Source organism: Rhizobium sp. 10N414 (genome assembly GCF_056394785.1).
The window spans coordinates 128,604-144,594 of record NZ_JBFTIN010000002.1 but is presented as its reverse complement, the minus strand read 5'-3'; the positions used below and the strand labels follow the sequence as shown (position 1 = coordinate 144,594).

Below are 15,991 nucleotides of genomic sequence, written 5' to 3'. Positions count from 1 at the left end.
TCAAAGAGTGCACAAATGACCATCGCAGCAAGAACAGTGAATGTGGCCCAAGAAGCCGTCGGGCTCCTCGACAAAATCGGCGTCGACAAGGCGCTCTACACCGGCGGCGACCTGGCCTCCTACAGCCCGGTCACGGGCGAGCAGCTCGCGGCTTTGAAGACGGACAGCCAGGACGCGGCGGGCGCCAAGATCGACAAGGCTGCGCGCGCATTCCAGACCTGGCGCCTTGTCCCGGCGCCGAAGCGCGGTGAGCTTGTCCGCCTCCTGGGCGAAGAGTTGCGTGCCGTCAAGACGGAGCTTGGTCGACTGGTATCGATCGAAGCCGGCAAGATTCCGTCCGAAGGCCTGGGGGAAGTACAGGAGATGATCGACATCTGCGATTTCGCGGTCGGTCTTTCCCGCCAGCTCTATGGTCTGACCATCGCAACCGAACGGCCGGGGCATCGAATGATGGAAACCTGGCATCCCCTCGGTGTTGTCGGTGTCATCTCTGCCTTCAACTTTCCTGTCGCAGTCTGGGCCTGGAACGCTGCTCTGGCGCTGGTCTGCGGCAACGCGGTCGTCTGGAAGCCTTCCGAAAAGACGCCGCTGACCGCACTTGCATCGCAGGCCATCCTGCAGCGCGCCATTGCCCGCTTCGGTGATGCGCCAGAGGGTCTGAGCGAAGTGCTGATCGGCGACCGTGCGATCGGCGAGGTCCTGGTCGACCATCCGAAGGTGCCGGTGGTTTCGGCGACGGGTTCCACACGTATGGGACGGGAAGTCGGTCCTCGACTTGCTCGCCGCTTTGCCCGTTCGATCCTGGAACTCGGCGGCAACAATGCCGGCATTGTCTGCCCGTCTGCCGATCTCGACATGGCGCTGCGCGCAATTGCCTTCGGGGCAATGGGCACGGCCGGCCAGCGCTGCACGACACTTCGCCGCCTGTTCGTCCACGAGAGTGTTTATGATCAACTCGTACCGCGCCTGAAAAAGGCCTATGCCAATGTCTCTGTCGGCAATCCGCTTGAAAGCACGGCTCTGGTCGGTCCCCTGATCGACAAGCTTGCCTTCGACAATATGCAAAAGGCGATCGGCGAGGCGAAAGCCCATGGTGGCACGGTCAACGGCGGTGAGCGCGTCGCGATGCCCCACGACAAGGCCTATTACGTCAAGCCGGCGCTCGTGGAAATGCCGTCGCAGGTCGGGCCGGTGCTGGAAGAGACCTTCGCGCCGATCCTCTACGTGATGAAATACTCCGACTTCGACAGCGTTATCGAAGACCACAATGCCGTCGGCGCGGGGCTTTCCTCGTCGATCTTCACGCTGGACCTGCGTGAAGCGGAGCGCTTCCTGTCAGCCGATGGATCCGATTGCGGTATTGCAAACGTCAACATCGGAACATCAGGCGCTGAAATCGGTGGCGCATTCGGTGGCGAGAAGGAGACCGGTGGTGGCCGCGAGTCCGGGTCGGATGCGTGGAAGGCCTACATGCGCCGTGCAACAAACACGATCAACTATTCGAAGGCTCTGCCGCTGGCTCAGGGCGTTTCCTTCGAGATCGAATAGGTGTTGCCATGACGATCGATGTGAAGATTGAAGAGGCGGGCTTTCGTCCCGCCTCGAGGATATCTGCCATAGGCGTCTCGGAGATCCTGCAGATCGGGGCGCGCGCTGCTGCCATGAAACGGGACGGCAAGCCGGTCATCATCCTTGGAGCCGGTGAGCCTGATTTTGAAACGCCAGACCATGTCAAGCAGGCTGCATGGGACGCAATGCAGCGCGGCGACACAAAATACACGGCGCTCGACGGCACGCCGGCGTTGAAGGAAGCAATCCGCACCAAGTTTCAGCGCGAGAACGAAGTTTCCTTCGAGGTTGGCGAGATAACCGTTGCCACCGGCGCCAAGCAGATCCTCTTCAACGCGATGATGGCAACCGTCGATCCCGGCGACGAGATTATCATTCCCACGCCCTACTGGACGTCCTATTCCGATATCGTTCAGATCTGCGAAGGCAAGCCGGTGCTTGTCCCATGCGATGCCGAGAGCGGCTTCCGGCTGACCGCCGAAAAACTCGAAGCGGCGATCACGCCGCGGACGCGTTGGCTGCTGCTGAATTCGCCGTCCAATCCGTCCGGTGCGGCCTATAGCGCAAAGGACTATCGCCCGTTGCTGGATGTACTGCTCAGGCATCCGCATGTCTGGTTGATGGTCGACGATATGTATGAGCACATCGTCTATGACGATTTTCGGTTCGTCACGCCGTTGCAGCTGGAGCCGCGCCTGCGTGAGCGCATGCTGACGATCAACGGTGTCTCCAAGGCCTATGCCATGACCGGGTGGCGTATCGGCTATGCAGGTGGCCCGAAGGCGCTTATCAAGGCTATGGCCGTGGTACAGAGCCAGGCGACGTCCTGCCCATCTTCGATCAGCCAGGCTGCCGCCGTTGCCGCACTCAACGGGCCGCAGGATTTTCTTGCCGAGCGAACGCAGAGCTTCAAGCGGCGCCGCGATCTCGTCGTTTCCGGTCTGAACGCAATTGATGGTCTCGATTGCCGGGTTCCCGAGGGCGCCTTTTATACCTTCTCCGGATGTGGCGGCATTCTCGGCCAGACTGCCCCAGGCGGCCGCAAGATCACGTCGGACAGCGAGTTTTGCGCCTATCTGCTCGAGGAGGCGAATGTCGCTGTCGTTCCGGGCTCGGCCTTTGGCCTGTCGCCGTACTTCAGGATCTCCTACGCTTCAGCGGAAGCGGACCTGAAGGAAGCCCTGGAGCGAATCGCAGCGGCTTGCAGGCGGCTCGGCTGATTGTCTGAGCGAGACAGGGTCGCCATTTTCCCCCACAAGGCAAAGTGAATTGAGTTTGGCTTTCGTTGCCAGGCAGACAACGCAAAAGCGCCCGGATCACTTCCGGGCGCTTTTTCCTGTCCACTTTGATTGGACGATCAGCCGGCGATCTTTTCGCCGTACGCCTTCTGCGCATAGTGGTGGCCGAAGCGGCTGTCGAGGAATGCGTCGAGACCAATATCTTCCTGGCGGATGAAACCCTTGCCAGGCAACTCACCCTTGGCCAGCATGTCGAGCACGGCGCAGATGCTGCAGGCGGTGGTGATCTGGATCGCACTCATCATGCGGCCGGCGACAACAGCGCTGTAGACCTTGTTGGCATAGGTTTCCTGCACGAGACGGCCGTTCTTCCAACCGGACACAGTGACGAAGACGATGACGACGTCCTGCATCGTCGACGGCAAGGCGTGCTCGAGGATGTCCTTGAGAACTTCGCGGCGATGACGCAGTCCGAGGTCGCTCAGCAATGCCTTCATGATCGCGGCGTGGCCGGGATAGCGGATCGTACGATAGTTCAGCGTGCGAACCTTGCCCTTCAGCGTCTCACACAGCGTGCCGAGACCGCCGGAGGTATTGAAGGCCTCGTAGGTCACGCCGTCGAGGGAGAACTCTTCCCGCTCTTCCAGAGCCGGCACTTCGATGAGCTGGCCGTCGACGATCGCCTCGCAGGGCTCGATGTACTCGTTGATGACGCCGTCGGTGCTCCAGGTCAGGTTGTAGTTCAAGGCATTCGAGGGATACTGCGGCAAGGCGCCGACGCGCATGCGAACACTGTCGAGCTTGTCGAAGCGGCTCGCAAGATCGTTGGCGACGATCGAGATGAAGCCCGGCGCCAGGCCGCATTGTGGTATGAACGCGGTGGATGCACCGGCGGCAATTGCCTTGACGCGGCGGGTGGATTCGACGTCTTCGGTCAGATCGAGGTAGTGCACGCCGGCCTCGGCCGCAGCCTCGGCGATGGCAATCGTCAGATGGAACGGGGCGGCACTCAGCACGGCAAACTTGCCGGAAAGGAGTTTGACCAAGGCTGCGTGGTCGGCAATGTCCACTTCCGCTAGGCTGAGCGCGGCGTTGGTCTCCATGTGATCCAGCTGTTGCTTGCTGCGGTCGGCAAGCGTGACGTGGTAGTCGCCGGAATGGATGAGAAGACGGGCGATCGTCGAGCCGATCTTGCCAGCGCCGATGACGACAATGTTTTTCATATGCGTTCCCTCATATTGGTTCGAGAAATCTTTATGCCCCCTTTATTCCTGTCGGTTTGGTTGATTCACAGCGCGAGAATGATAAAATCGACTGGAATTCTTTGGCATATCGCCGGCTGGATTGATCAATATGACGATGAGTGACAAGGATCGGCAGCTTCTGTCGATTCTCAGCGAAAACGCCCGGATGCCGACCGCCATGCTTGCCCGCAAACTCGGCCTGTCGCGCACAACAGTGCAGGCCAAGATCGAGCGCCTGGAGCGCGACGGCGTCATAGCAGGCTATGGCGTGCGGCTGTCGGATAACTTCGAGAGCGGTCAGATAAAGGCCCACGTGCTGATCACCCTTGCTGCCAAGGCGCTCGGACGCGTCACCCAAGAGCTGCAGGCCATTGCGGACGTCCGCTCGGTCCATTCGGTCAGCGGTAGCTTCGACATGATCGCAATCGTTGCCGCCGGCTCGATCAGCGAGCTCGATACCGCCATCGACAAGATTGGTGATATCGACGGCGTCGAGAAAACCCTCTCTTCGATCATCCTGTCGACGCGCATCAACCGCTAAAGGGCACCTGCATCTCGCGGTCAGCCTGGATTGCCCGAAGCACTAGACGCGGTAGGTGACGGCCGCCCCGGTGAGACCAGCACCGGCTGCTGCAAGAAGAAGGGTTTCACCCTCCCTGAGAGGCCGCGCGGCTGCATCCAGCGACAAGGTGAGCGGGATCGTCGCGGCGGAAGAGTTTCCGAACCGGTCCAGCGAGCAGACGGTCCGTTCGGGCCCGATCCCGAGATTGGTTGCAACTGCCTGAAATATCCGGACATTGGCCTGGTGCGGTACAAATCGGGTGATCGCTGCAGCTTCCACGCCAGCCATGTCGAGCGTCCGCTGCGAGGCGGTGCTCATCATCTCGACCGCCCGGGAAAACACCTCACGCCCGTCTCGCATCGTCATCAGATAGTCCGTGGCGGCGCGCCCTGGCGCGAAGGGCTTGTTGCTGCCGCCGGCGGCAATCGAGATCAGGTCATAGTTGCTGCCCTCGGAGCAGAGTTCAGTGCCGAGAATTCCGACGGAAGGATCGCTGGAGGGCGTCAGCACGACTGCGCCCGCCGCGTCAGCAAACAATACGCAACTGGCTCGCTCGGCCGGATTGATGCGGCGACTGAGAATATTGGCGGCAACGACAAGAACCGGCCTCCCCTGGGTGCGAACGAATGCGTCTGCGAGTGTCAGGGCATAAAGAAAGCCGGAGCAGGCGCCGGCCAGGTCGATCGCGCCACAGTGCTCTAGTCCAAGCCTGTGTGCCACGAGTGGCGCCGTCGGTGGCAGCAGCTGATCCGGCGTGGAGGTTGCCAGGAGCATCAGGCCGACCTCGGATCGATTGATCCCGGCATTGTCGAGGGCCATGGCTCCGGCTTCGGTGGCGAGGCCGCTGAGGGTGTCGCCCTCTTCTGCCCAGTATCGGGTGCGGATCCCGGTGCGACGCTCGATCCAACCGGTTTCGAGCCCGAGGGATTGCTCGATTTCGGCGTTTTCGACACAGCGACCAGGAACAGCGTGCCCAAAGCCTGCGATACGCGCGGAGCGGACCTTCATCATGCTGCTGTTCCGATCAGTTCGTCCGCTGCCTCGTCTATGGCGTCATAAAGGCGATCGATTTCGGTTTCCGACACGCAATAAGGTGGCATGAGGTAGATGACGTTTCCAAGTGGGCGAATGAGGAGGTTGCGGTCGCGGAAGAAGCCGCGCAAGCGCGGTCCTATGTCGGCTAAATATCCTTCCGAGCGGACAGCCATGTCCAGCGCCGCAATGGTGCCGGTCTGGCGGACGTTCATGAAGCGCCGATCATTGGCGAAGCGTCGCAGCGCCTTCTCCTGCAGGGCAGTGAGGCGATCTATGCGCGCCTGAACCGGCTCGTTTGCCCAGATCTCCAGGTTGGCGACCGCTGCCGCGCATGCAATCGGGTTGGCAGTGTAGGAACTCGAATGGAAGAAGGTCTTGCGGCGGTCGGTGGAAACATGCGCGTCAAAGATCTCGCTTGTGCAAAGTGTGGCAGCTAGCGGCATGGCGCCCCCGGTCAGTCCTTTTGATGTGCAGAGGATATCCGGACAAATACCTGCCTGATCGCAGGCAAACAGGGTGCCTGTCCTGCCCCAGCCGGTCATCACTTCGTCTGCGATGAAAAGCACATCGTGGGAGCGGGCGATCTCCCTGAGCTTGCCGAGCAAGGATGGCTCAAACATCTTCATGCCTCCGGCGCCAAGTACCAGTGGCTCAATCAACAAAGCCGCGACCTGGCCGGAGCAACAAAGGAGGTGAAAGGCATCAAGCGTCCGTTGCTCCGAACCGGGCTCCGGAAAGGCAAGTCGATCGACGCCGAACAGCAGAGGCTCGTAGGCGGCATTGAAGACGCCCCTTTCGCCGACGGACATCGTTCCGATCGTGTCGCCATGATAACCGTGCTCCATGACGACGATCCGATCGCGGCGCCTGCCGGTGTTGTGGAAGAAGCCAAGCGCCATCTTCAACGCAACCTCGACCGCCGTCGACCCGCTGTCCGAATAGAAGACGTGCTCAAGCCCGGCCGGACTTACCTTGATCAGACCACGGGCGAGTTCTTCGGCAGGGGCATGCGTGTATTCGGCGAAGATGACCTGGTCATAACTGTCGGTCGCACGGCGGATCGCCTCCATGATCGTCGGATGCCGATGCCCGTGGGTGATGACCCACCATGAGGAGATCGCATCAAGAATGCGACTGCCGGCTTCGTCGATCAGATAGGCGCCTTCCGTCTCTATGACCTTTTTCATCGGCGGCTCGAGGCCGTGCTGTGTAAATGGATGCCATACAGGGGAACGCGTCATGACGTTGAACTCCGAAAGACCGACACGTCGAAGCCGCGATGAAAGGCTGCCATCAGGCCGTCGTGGGTAAGCGGGTTGGTCGGCTCCAGCCGTCCCAATTCCCGAGCACCACTCATGTGGATGATGATCCTCTGGGTTTCGGCGTTTTCCTTACCCATAAAGGCAATGCCGAAGATGGGCACACATCGGCGCTGCAGCGCTTCTACGGATAACAGCGTATGGTTGATGGTGCCGAGCGAGGTTCTGGCGCACAGGATGACGGGTGCCTGCCAGCGAGCGAAGATATCGGCAAACAGGATTCCTGATGTCAGTGGAACGAGAACGCCACCAGCGCCCTCAATGACAAGCGGATGTGGGAGCGCCGGGAGTTCAAGCGCGCCGGGTTCGATCGTTACGTCATCAAGCGCTGCTGCGTGGTGGGGGGATGCTGGTGTCTTTAGCCGGTAGGCCTCGGGGAGAATCCGTTCGGGCGGAACGTTGCCCAGTCGGGCGACTGTTTCTGCGTCGGTCTCCTCGTCCAGTCCCGACTGGACAGGTTTCCAGTAATGCCCTTTGAGTGCGCAGGTCAATGCGGCAGCGAAAACAGTCTTGCCGATGCCGGTGTCAGTGCCGGTGACGACGAAGCGCGACGTCATTGCTGCTCCTTTCGCATGACAACGGCCAGCCTCTCGAACAGCCGCGAAATTGTCTCCGGTTCGACGTTGAGGGTGATGGAGATGCGCAAACGCGCCGTGCCCTCCGCCACGGTTGGTGGGCGGATGGGTCTGACGTCGAAACCCTCGGCCCGCAAGCCTTCGGCGATCCGCACCGCGCGGCGATTGTCGCCGACAAGAATGGGGAGGATCTGTGAGCCGCTGGATTGCATCCCGATCGTCCTTTCCATCTCGCGATTGGCAAGAGAGACAAGTCCGGCGAGCTTGTCGCGTCGCTCCGGTTCATCGTCGAGGATCCTCAATGCCTCCCGAACTGTCGCAGCCATCAGCGGGGATGGTGCCGTTGAATAGATGAAGTTGCGGGCGCGATTGACGAGAAAATCGCAGAGGACTGTCGGTGCAAGGACAAGCGCGCCCGACGCACCAAGCGCCTTGCCGCAGGTGTGCAGCGTTATGCAGTTTTCTGGATGCCCGATCTGCTCCGCCAGGCCGCGTCCTCCCTTTCCGAAGACCCCCGTCGCATGTGCCTCATCGATGACGAGGAAACCATCATGGAGCCTCGCAAGTTCGGCCAACTCGGCAAGCGGCGCGCGATCCCCGTCCATCGAGTAGAGACTTTCGACAGCGATCCAGGGTCGACCGGTGCCGCCGGCTTTGCGCCATGATCGGATGGCGTCGGCGACGGCGTCGACATCGTTGTGTGAGGTCGCGATCGATGGCGCTCGGCTGGCAGAAATCCCTTCATGAGCGCTGGCATGGATGAGCGCATCATGAAGGATGATGTCCTGGCGCTGTGGCAAGGTTGAGAACAATGCCACATTGGCAGCATAACCGTTGGCGAAGTAGAGCGCCCGTTTTGCCCCGAAATACGCGGCAGCCTCCCGCTCCAGCGCGTCATGCTCCGGATGATTGCCACGTAGCAGGCGCGAACCCCCGGCCCCCACTGCCACGCCGCGGTCCAATGCAGACCGAAGCGCATCTCCTAGCCGCTGCGATTGCGCAAGACCAAGGTAGTCGTTCGAGGCGAAATCCGCGCCGGAAGCGGCGACAAGGCTGCGGCTCCTTCCCTTGCGATCAAGGCCAGCGAGCTTGCGCTCATAGACTGCAAGGCCCCCGGCACTCACTCTACCCGTTCCAGCTGTTCGGCCTTCAACCCCAGGCGGCGAAAGAGAGCCGCGTCATGATCCTCACCGGGATTGTCCGCTGTCAGGAGGGTTTCGCCCACAAAGATGGAATTGGCGCCCGCAAAGAAACAGAGCGCCTGCATCTCGTCCGACATATCCGTTCGTCCCGCAGACAGGCGAACGTGGGAAGCAGGCATCAGGATGCGTGCCAGTGCAACCGTCCGAACGAATTCGATTGGATCGATCGGCTTTGCATTGGCGAGCTTTGAACCCGGGATCGGGATCAGCATATTGATCGGAACGCTCTCTGGCGGCGCCGGAAGATTGGCAAGCGTGACAAGCATCGAGATCCGATCTTCCGCCGTCTCGCCCATTCCGAGAATGCCGCCGGCGCAGACCTTGATGCCGGCCTGGCGGACATTGGCAAGGGTATCAAGGCGATCTGCGAAGGTCCGGCTTGTGATGATCTCGCTATAGAAGCGCTCCGAGGTATCGATGTTGTGATTGTAATAGTCGAGGCCGGCATCCGCGAGCCTTGCCGATTGCTGCGGCGTCAGCATGCCGAGCGTCATGCAGGTCTCCATCCCGAGCGCCCGCACACCCTCGACCATCGCGACGATCGAATCCATGTCCCGGTCCTTGGGGCTGCGCCAGGCGGCGCCCATGCAATAGCGCGTTGCACCCCCTTCCCTCGCCTTTCGCGCTTCGGAAAGTACGCGGTCGACCTCCATCAGTTTTGAAGCCTTGAGGCCGGTCGGATAATGGGCCGACTGGCTGCAATAGCCGCAGTCTTCGGCGCATCCGCCGGTCTTGACGGACAGGAGACGGCTCATCTGTACGGCATTGGGATCAAAATTGGCTCGATGGATGCCGTGGGCGCGAAAGAGAAGGTCGTTGAAAGGCAAATTATAGATAATTGTGGCGTCGGATGTGGTTAGATGCCCCCTATTGCCGTTCGCCGCGGTTGGACAGTCGGTATGTGGCTGCATTTGACTAAAACCTTTGCGCTGCGGAATGTCGAGTCGTAGATAGAAATCAAAATTATCTATAATAATTTCCTGCGACGTTAGGCAAGTGCGTTTTTCAGTCCGCCGGAGGTAAATTGGGGATCCGGCTCTGGTGCTCCAGTGTCGGCTAGCGCCTGATTGGCTGACAGGCTTCGCGTTTTCGATGCCAATCTCACAAATTAGGCTGCATTCCAGCGCGCAACAGGGATTGCGATCGCTCGGCCGATGCGCGTCGCTATTGCCCGAGCTCGGAGCGCAGGCTACCGCTGAGCAGGAAACGCGCGCGGATCAAGTGGGAACGGAGGCTAGCCGACGATTGCAAATCGCTCGCGAACGGCATGCTGCATCCGCCGCGACGGGCCGCCGATCCATTGCACATGCCGCTCCAGCGCGGTTACGGCATTCTCGACCTTGCCGGCGCGAAGGAATGCGAGAATGCTGCGGTGGTCCGTATCGATTCGCGGTTCCCAGTCGGTGAGCCAGGTGGCGAACAAGAATCGAGCGCTCGCCGCATGCAGGTCGTCAATGGCGGAAAGCAGACGCGGCATTTCGCAGGGTTCGAGGATGAGCTTGTGAAACCTGCGATTGGCCTCTTCCCAGGTGCGAACGTCGCGCGCATTGTCACCGTCGATCGTTGCCTGCTCGGCCTGGTCGAGACGCGAAGGCGTCAGGTGCTCTGCCGAGTGGCGCAGTGCAAGGCCCTCGAGGGCGGCGCGCATCTTCGCGACCTCCTGCACCTCCTTTAGATCGAAGGAGGCAACACGAACGCCCCGGCGGGGTTCGCTGACCGCAAGGCCTTGCGCCTCCAGACGGCGCAGGGCCTCGCGCACGGGAACGTGCGAGGATCCGAATTCCTCGGCTATGTGGTCCTGCTTCAGTTTCGAGCCGGGCGGCAAGGCGCCCGTCACGATGCGCTCCGCGAGCGCGCGACTTATGCGGCCGGCTATCGTGTCGTCGTTATGAATAGTCATATTTTAGAGATAGTTCCTGCGCTCGATGCTGTCGAGATGCGTATCACCGACTGCTGTGGATTGGTAGGTTGGCCCTGCAGCGGTTCCTGGCGGTTTTGACGGCCATGCGGCATTGGTTGCAAAGTTCCGGCACGAAGATCGGCAATGCCAGGCCCTGATTGTTTGTCCGTTCGACACCAAGGCGGGGTCACGCCGCGTTGGTTGTCGGGCCATGACGCGGGACAATCTCTTATTCGTCCAACGCCATCTTGCAATGATTGTGTTGGATGCAGGGAGGCGCAGGACGACCGAAGGGTTCCTTGACGGATATCGGGGTCACGGTCGGGCGTTGTCGTCAGGATCCGTTCCCCACTGCGCGGTGAAGGCTTCCTCGTCGTTGGCGGTAACAGCCGCCGGCGCAAGCTTTGCGGCCTTTGCCTGTAGTCGGGGGACTCCACGCTCGGACGGTGGGCCGTGCCGGGCGGCGATGACATTTCGTCCTGGAAATAAAGACTTGGGCACGCCAGATGGCGCGCTCGTGCGTATGATGGTGGCTTCACCGTTGGGTTTGCCGAGATTTTCTTGCCGATGAGCGACGCGCGGGCCTGCGTCATCTGAATGCCGCGACATGGCGGGCTGACCTTCTGTGGTCATGTCGGCACCATGATTTGCGCGTGGAGGGTGTTGCAGCTGCTGCCGCCTGTGTGAGGGCGTCGGACTTCGCGGCTGCGCGGGCCAGGCGTGAAGGCGGCGGCGTTACCTGCAGGCGTTCGAGCGCCGGGCAGGCATGAGAGGGCTTCTCGCAAAGAGCCGAGGTGGTGAGCGACAATGCGGTCGGCGCCTTCGGTGACGGTGGGTTGGTGCATGCAGGTTGATTGAGCCTTGTCGCAGGGCTTGGCTCGGAGATGAGGGGATCGGCGACTGGACTTGCCAAGTCTCTCGGCGCTGCCTGCCTGTCTGGCGTTCGCATTGGCCGGAAGACCGTCTGGAGGGCAGCATCAGGAGATGCCCTGACCATCGGTTGCTGCCAGCCTCGCAGAGTCCGGGTTCGAGCGGAGTTCCCCGCGGGGAACAATGGGCCAGATGACGTGTCGTGCCGCTATCCACGGGCGCGAGGGGAAGTATCGGTTCGACAGGAGTCGTTTGGCGTTGTCGCAGGGCCTTGCTCGGACATGAAGGGATCTGCGAATGGCCTTGCGAAGGCGCTGGGAGCTGTCTGCCTGTCTCGCGCTCGCATTGGCCGGAAGACCGTTGGGGTGCAGCATGAGGAGATACCCTGACCATCGGTTGCTGCCAGCCTCGCAAGGTCCCGATCAAGCGAAGTTCCCCGCGGGGGACAATGGGCCAGATGACTGATCGGGCGGCTATCCACCGGCGCGAGGGGAAGTATCGGTTCGACAGGAATCGTTGGGCGTCGTCGCAGGGCTTGGCTCGGACATGAAGGGATCTGCGACCGGAGTTGCCAAGTCCCTCGGCGTTGCCTGCCTGTCTCGCGCTCGCATTGGCCGGAAGATCGTCAGGACGCAGCATCAGGAGGTGCCCTGACCATCGGGTTGCTGCCAGCCTCGCAGGGTCCCGACCATGCGGAGTTCCCCGCGGGGAACAGTAGGGTCAGATCATTTGTCGCGCCGCTGATCCACCGGCATGAGGCGCAGAATCATTTCAAAATAACTGCGGCGTGATTGGTGTGCCTTGGTGACAATTCGCCGATGATCGGGCGATTGTTGTTGACAAAGCACGGTCTTGTCCGAGATTCTGTGGGCAGGTTTCAGCATTTGCGCCGCTCGCAGGAAGCGGGGCAAGGACATTTTCTGGATGCCGCAGCCGTCATTGAGGCAATTTCAGCAGCATCCTTCGGCATTGGCTTCCCGCCCTGCAAATAGCATGTAGCGGAACCAAACGGGTCGTTGGTTGCCGTAAGTGAAAATATGTACGGTTGGTCAATGATTTAGCGGCGGCGCAACGACTGTGTCAGCAGACGCTGCGAAAGCGATCAACGCATGTGGAGAGCACTTCTTCCCCCGGTCGTTTCCACCAGTTCGCTGCCGAAAAGATTTCGACTTCCTGCGCTCCATGATAACCGGCAGCCTCGATGGAGCGTCGGATCCCCTTGAGATCGATCACGCCGTCTCCCATCATGCCGCGGTCCAGCAACAGGTCCGTGGTCGGAACCAGCCAGTCGCAGATGTGGTGTGCCAGGATCCGGCCCGACGCCCCGGCTCGGGTGATTTGCTGCTCGAGTTTCGGGTCCCACCAGACGTGATAGACGTCGATGGCCACACCGACGCCGTTGCCGAGAAGGTCACAGATATCGAGTGCCTGCTCAAGTGTGTTCACGCAGGCGCGGTCGGCGGCATACATCGGATGCAGAGGTTCGATCGCAAGTGGTATGCCGGATGCGCGTGCGTGCGGAAGGATCGCGCCGATCCCGTCTGCAACCATATCGCGCGCGTGGGCGATATCCCTGGACCCCGCAGGCAGGCCTCCGACGACGAGAACCAGGCAGTCGGCGTTGAGAGCAGCTGCCTCATCGATCGCCCTCTTGTTGTCGTCGATTGCTGCAGCTCGCCCCGCAGCATCCGCGGCGGGGAACATGCCTCCGCGGCAAAGCCCGGTCACCTGCAGTTGGTTGTCGGCGACGATCCGGGCAGCTTCCGACAAGCCGATCCTATGCACCTGATCACGCCAGGGAGCGATCGCAACAATATCCTGCTTGAGGCAGGCCTCGACCGCCTGCTTCATGTCGTACTGCTCTCGCACCGTCGCGAGGTTGATGGAAAGGCCGTTGACTGCCATTTTTGATATTCCTCCCTCACCTCGCGATGCGAAGTGCATGCCGTGATTTTCAGATGCCTGCAGTCGCCAGGATCGTCTTCATCCGGCTGACGGCGAGATCCGGATCCCGCAGGACGCGGGCCTCGTCGGCAAGTCGGAACAGTTCCGCCAGATGCACCATCGAGCGCGTGCTTTGCTGGCCACCCAGCATCTGGAAGTGATTCTGGAAACCATTGAGGTAGGCCAGGAAGACAACGCCCGTCTTGTAGAACCGCGTCGGTGCCTTGAAGATGTGCCGTGAAAGCGGCACGGTCGGCGCCAGGATCTCGTGGAATCCGGCGAGATCGTCTGCGCCAAGCTTCTGAAGGGCAGCGCTGGCCGCAGGCGCGATGGCATCAAAAATGCCGAGCAGGGCGTGTGAGTATCCTTTCTCGTCGCCGGCGATAAGCTCCGCGTAGTTGAAGTCATCGCCCGTATACATCTTGACCGCCGGATCAAGCTTTCGACGCATGACGATCTCTTTCTCCGCGGAGAGGAGGGAGATCTTCACGCCGTCCACCTTGGTTGCGTGGTCATTGATGATGGCGACGGCCGTTTCCATGGCCTGCATATCATCACGCGAACCCCAATAGCCGGCGAGCGCAGGATCAAACATATCGCCAAGCCAATGGATGATCACCGGCTGCCGGACCTGCCGCAAGATGCGATCATAGACACGCACGTAATCCTCGGGGCTCTTGGCGGCGGCCGCAAGCGCGCGGCTTGCCATGAGGATGATCCGCCCGCCCTGTCCTTCGACGTAGGCGACCTGCTCCTCATAAGCCTGGATGACATCATCGATGCTAACGCCAGGGCCTGGTGGCAGATGGTCGGTGCCGGCGCCATAGGCGATGAGGGCATCCGGGCGCCTGCGCGCTGCCGATTGGACATTGGCGATGAGTTCCTTGGCGCCAGCCCAGTCGAGCCCCATGCCGCGTTGGGCGGTGTCCATCGCCTCGGCAACGCCGAGGCCGAGATCCCAAAGATACTCCCGGAATGCAACGGTGCGTTCCCAGTCGATGTTGCGGTCGAGCCATGGATCGTTGTCTGCCAATGGATCGACGACCACATGAGCGGCCGCGTAGGCGACACGGTTGAAGGCATGGCCGCCGGCCGGGCGTTCCGGCGCGGCAAGCGGTGCGTTGGCGATGGCATAATCCTCCAGCGTGCCGCCGGAGACGGGAAGACGAAGTGACTTTGCCATGGCCGTCAGGCAACCTTGCGCACGGAGGTGTCGGCGAGCGAGGGAACATCCACCCAGCGGCGTTCCTTCCAGCTCTGGTGCGCCAGTTCCGCAAGCTGAACACCCTTGGCGCCCTCGCGCAGCGTGAACCTCCACGGCGCGTCTTCGACGACGTAGCGCAGGTAGTCTTCCCACTGCGCCTTGAAGCCGTTGTCGAAAACCTGGGTTTCCGGAACCTCGTCCCATGTCCTGTAGAAGTCGATCGTCTGCGGCTGATCGGGATTCCAGACAGGCTTCGGTGTGTTGACCCGATGCTGGGTCCAGCATTTGGTCAGACCGCAGACGGCCGAACCATGTGTTCCGTCGACCTGGAAGGTCACGAGGTCGTCACGACGCACGCGAACCGCCCAGGAGGAGTTGATGTGGGCGACGATGCCGCCCTCGAGTTCAAAAGTCGAATAGGCTGCGTCGTCGGCATCTGCCCTGTAGGTCTTGCCGTTCTCGTCGACGCGGCTCGGGATATGGGTGGACGCGTAGCAGCTGACGGCCTTGACCTCGCCAAAGAGGTTGTCCAGCACGTAGCGCCAGTGCGGCAGCATGTCGAGGATCATGCCGCCACCATCGGCCGCGCGATAGTTCCAGGATGGACGCTGAGCCTTCACGCCCCAGTCACCCTCGAATACCCAGTAGCCGAACTCGCCGCGTACCGAGAGTATCTTGCCGAAGAATCCGCTGTCCTTGAGCAGCGCGATCTTGCGCAGTCCCGGCAGGTAGAGCTTGTCCTGCACGACACCATTTTTGACGCCGCGCTGTTCGGCAAGCGTCGCAACGGAAAGCGCCTCCTCGAGCGTCTCCGAGATCGGCTTTTCACAATAGACATGCTTGCCGGCCTCGATTGCCTTTTTCAGGAGCGAGACGCGCATTTGCGTCGAGCCTGCGTCAAAAAAGATCCTGTTGTTCGGATCCGCAAGGGCGCTGTCGAGATCAGTGGTCGTGCGCGTCAGACCGTGCTTGCGGGCAATGGCCTCGATCTTGTCGGCGTTGCGTCCGACGAGGATCGGATCGGGCATCAGGCGGTCGCCGTTGGAAAGCTCAAGGCCCCCCTGCTCGCGGATCGCGAGAATGGAGCGCACCAGATGCTGGTTATAGCCCATGCGGCCGGTGATCCCATGCATGATAATGCCAAGCGAAATCGTCGCCATCTGCGTCTTCCTCCCGTAAATAACTATTTAGTTACATAAGTGCCATGTGCTCCCCATGCTGTCAACCCGGCCCGTTGCTGGCGACCAAGAAATGGCGCAGGCGCCAGCGCCCGCAAAGTTCCTGAAGCTCGCTCTTGTCTCGTTGCAACGCCCTGCGCACAATCACGCG

Annotated in this window: 13 protein-coding genes and 1 pseudogene; 3 read left to right on the top strand and 11 right to left on the bottom strand. The window is 61.1% G+C overall.

What is annotated here, in order from left to right; genetic code table 11:
* The first annotated feature begins 15 nt into the window (after window positions 1-15).
* Together amaB and AC1DE4_RS03830 are read left to right on the top strand one after the other, a co-directional pair.
* Window positions 16-1,548 carry an L-piperidine-6-carboxylate dehydrogenase gene (amaB, locus tag AC1DE4_RS03835; RefSeq protein ID WP_169679969.1) on the top strand — a complete coding sequence of 511 codons (1,533 nt, stop codon included), beginning with the start codon at window positions 16-18 and terminating at the stop codon, window positions 1,546-1,548.
* 8 nt (window positions 1,549-1,556) lie between these two features.
* Entirely contained in the window at window positions 1,557-2,789 is a 1,233-nt protein-coding gene (locus tag AC1DE4_RS03830; protein ID WP_477880048.1) for a pyridoxal phosphate-dependent aminotransferase, read from the top strand.
* 137 nt (window positions 2,790-2,926) lie between these two features.
* On the opposite strand, the gene AC1DE4_RS03825 is transcribed toward AC1DE4_RS03830, so the two are convergent.
* A complete protein-coding gene (locus AC1DE4_RS03825; RefSeq protein WP_113557899.1) occupies window positions 2,927-4,030 on the bottom strand; it encodes a saccharopine dehydrogenase C-terminal domain-containing protein in 1,104 nt (367 codons plus the stop codon).
* A gap of 130 nt (window positions 4,031-4,160) precedes the next feature.
* Here AC1DE4_RS03825 and AC1DE4_RS03820 point away from each other — a divergent pair, with 130 nt between their 5' ends.
* Window positions 4,161-4,592, top strand: a complete 432-nt coding sequence (locus tag AC1DE4_RS03820) for an Lrp/AsnC family transcriptional regulator (protein ID WP_112646901.1) — start codon at window positions 4,161-4,163, stop codon at window positions 4,590-4,592.
* Between the two features lie 42 nt (window positions 4,593-4,634).
* Here the strand turns inward: AC1DE4_RS03820 and AC1DE4_RS03815 are convergent, their stop codons facing one another.
* The 10 genes and pseudogenes from AC1DE4_RS03815 to AC1DE4_RS03770 all read right to left on the bottom strand — a co-directional run bounded on the left by AC1DE4_RS03815 (window position 4,635) and on the right by AC1DE4_RS03770 (window position 15,822).
* Window positions 4,635-5,624, bottom strand: coding sequence for a beta-ketoacyl-ACP synthase III (locus AC1DE4_RS03815; protein WP_477880045.1), 990 nt, complete (start codon window positions 5,622-5,624; stop codon window positions 4,635-4,637).
* Window positions 5,621-6,889, bottom strand: coding sequence for an adenosylmethionine--8-amino-7-oxononanoate transaminase (locus tag AC1DE4_RS03810; RefSeq protein ID WP_477880043.1), 1,269 nt, complete (start codon window positions 6,887-6,889; stop codon window positions 5,621-5,623). Before AC1DE4_RS03810 ends, AC1DE4_RS03815 begins: the two co-directional genes overlap by 4 nt.
* Complete coding sequence (gene bioD, locus AC1DE4_RS03805) at window positions 6,886-7,524, bottom strand: dethiobiotin synthase (RefSeq protein ID WP_477880041.1); 639 nt, start codon at window positions 7,522-7,524, stop codon at window positions 6,886-6,888. Before bioD ends, AC1DE4_RS03810 begins: the two co-directional genes overlap by 4 nt.
* Window positions 7,521-8,666, bottom strand: a complete 1,146-nt coding sequence (locus AC1DE4_RS03800; protein WP_477880039.1) for an 8-amino-7-oxononanoate synthase — start codon at window positions 8,664-8,666, stop codon at window positions 7,521-7,523. The genes bioD and AC1DE4_RS03800 overlap by 4 nt, the downstream gene beginning before the upstream one ends.
* Window positions 8,663-9,595, bottom strand: a pseudogene (gene bioB, locus AC1DE4_RS03795) (biotin synthase BioB); the annotation flags it as partial. The gene AC1DE4_RS03800 and the pseudogene bioB, both read right to left, overlap by 4 nt.
* Before the next feature lie 383 nt (window positions 9,596-9,978).
* Window positions 9,979-10,644, bottom strand: a complete 666-nt coding sequence (locus AC1DE4_RS03790; RefSeq protein WP_062369474.1) for a GntR family transcriptional regulator — start codon at window positions 10,642-10,644, stop codon at window positions 9,979-9,981.
* Window positions 10,645-10,959: 315 nt separating this feature from the next.
* Window positions 10,960-11,277 carry a hypothetical protein gene (locus AC1DE4_RS03785; RefSeq protein ID WP_477880036.1) on the bottom strand — a complete coding sequence of 106 codons (318 nt, stop codon included), beginning with the start codon at window positions 11,275-11,277 and terminating at the stop codon, window positions 10,960-10,962.
* A gap of 1,317 nt (window positions 11,278-12,594) precedes the next feature.
* Complete coding sequence (locus AC1DE4_RS03780) at window positions 12,595-13,419, bottom strand: sugar phosphate isomerase/epimerase family protein (RefSeq protein ID WP_477880034.1); 825 nt, start codon at window positions 13,417-13,419, stop codon at window positions 12,595-12,597.
* 49 nt (window positions 13,420-13,468) lie between these two features.
* Complete coding sequence (locus AC1DE4_RS03775) at window positions 13,469-14,641, bottom strand: dihydrodipicolinate synthase family protein (protein WP_192302714.1); 1,173 nt, start codon at window positions 14,639-14,641, stop codon at window positions 13,469-13,471.
* 5 nt (window positions 14,642-14,646) lie between these two features.
* Window positions 14,647-15,822 (bottom strand): Gfo/Idh/MocA family protein, encoded by a 1,176-nt coding sequence (locus AC1DE4_RS03770; RefSeq protein ID WP_113113099.1) that lies wholly within the window; start codon window positions 15,820-15,822, stop codon window positions 14,647-14,649.
* Between the last annotated feature and the right edge of the window lie 169 nt (window positions 15,823-15,991).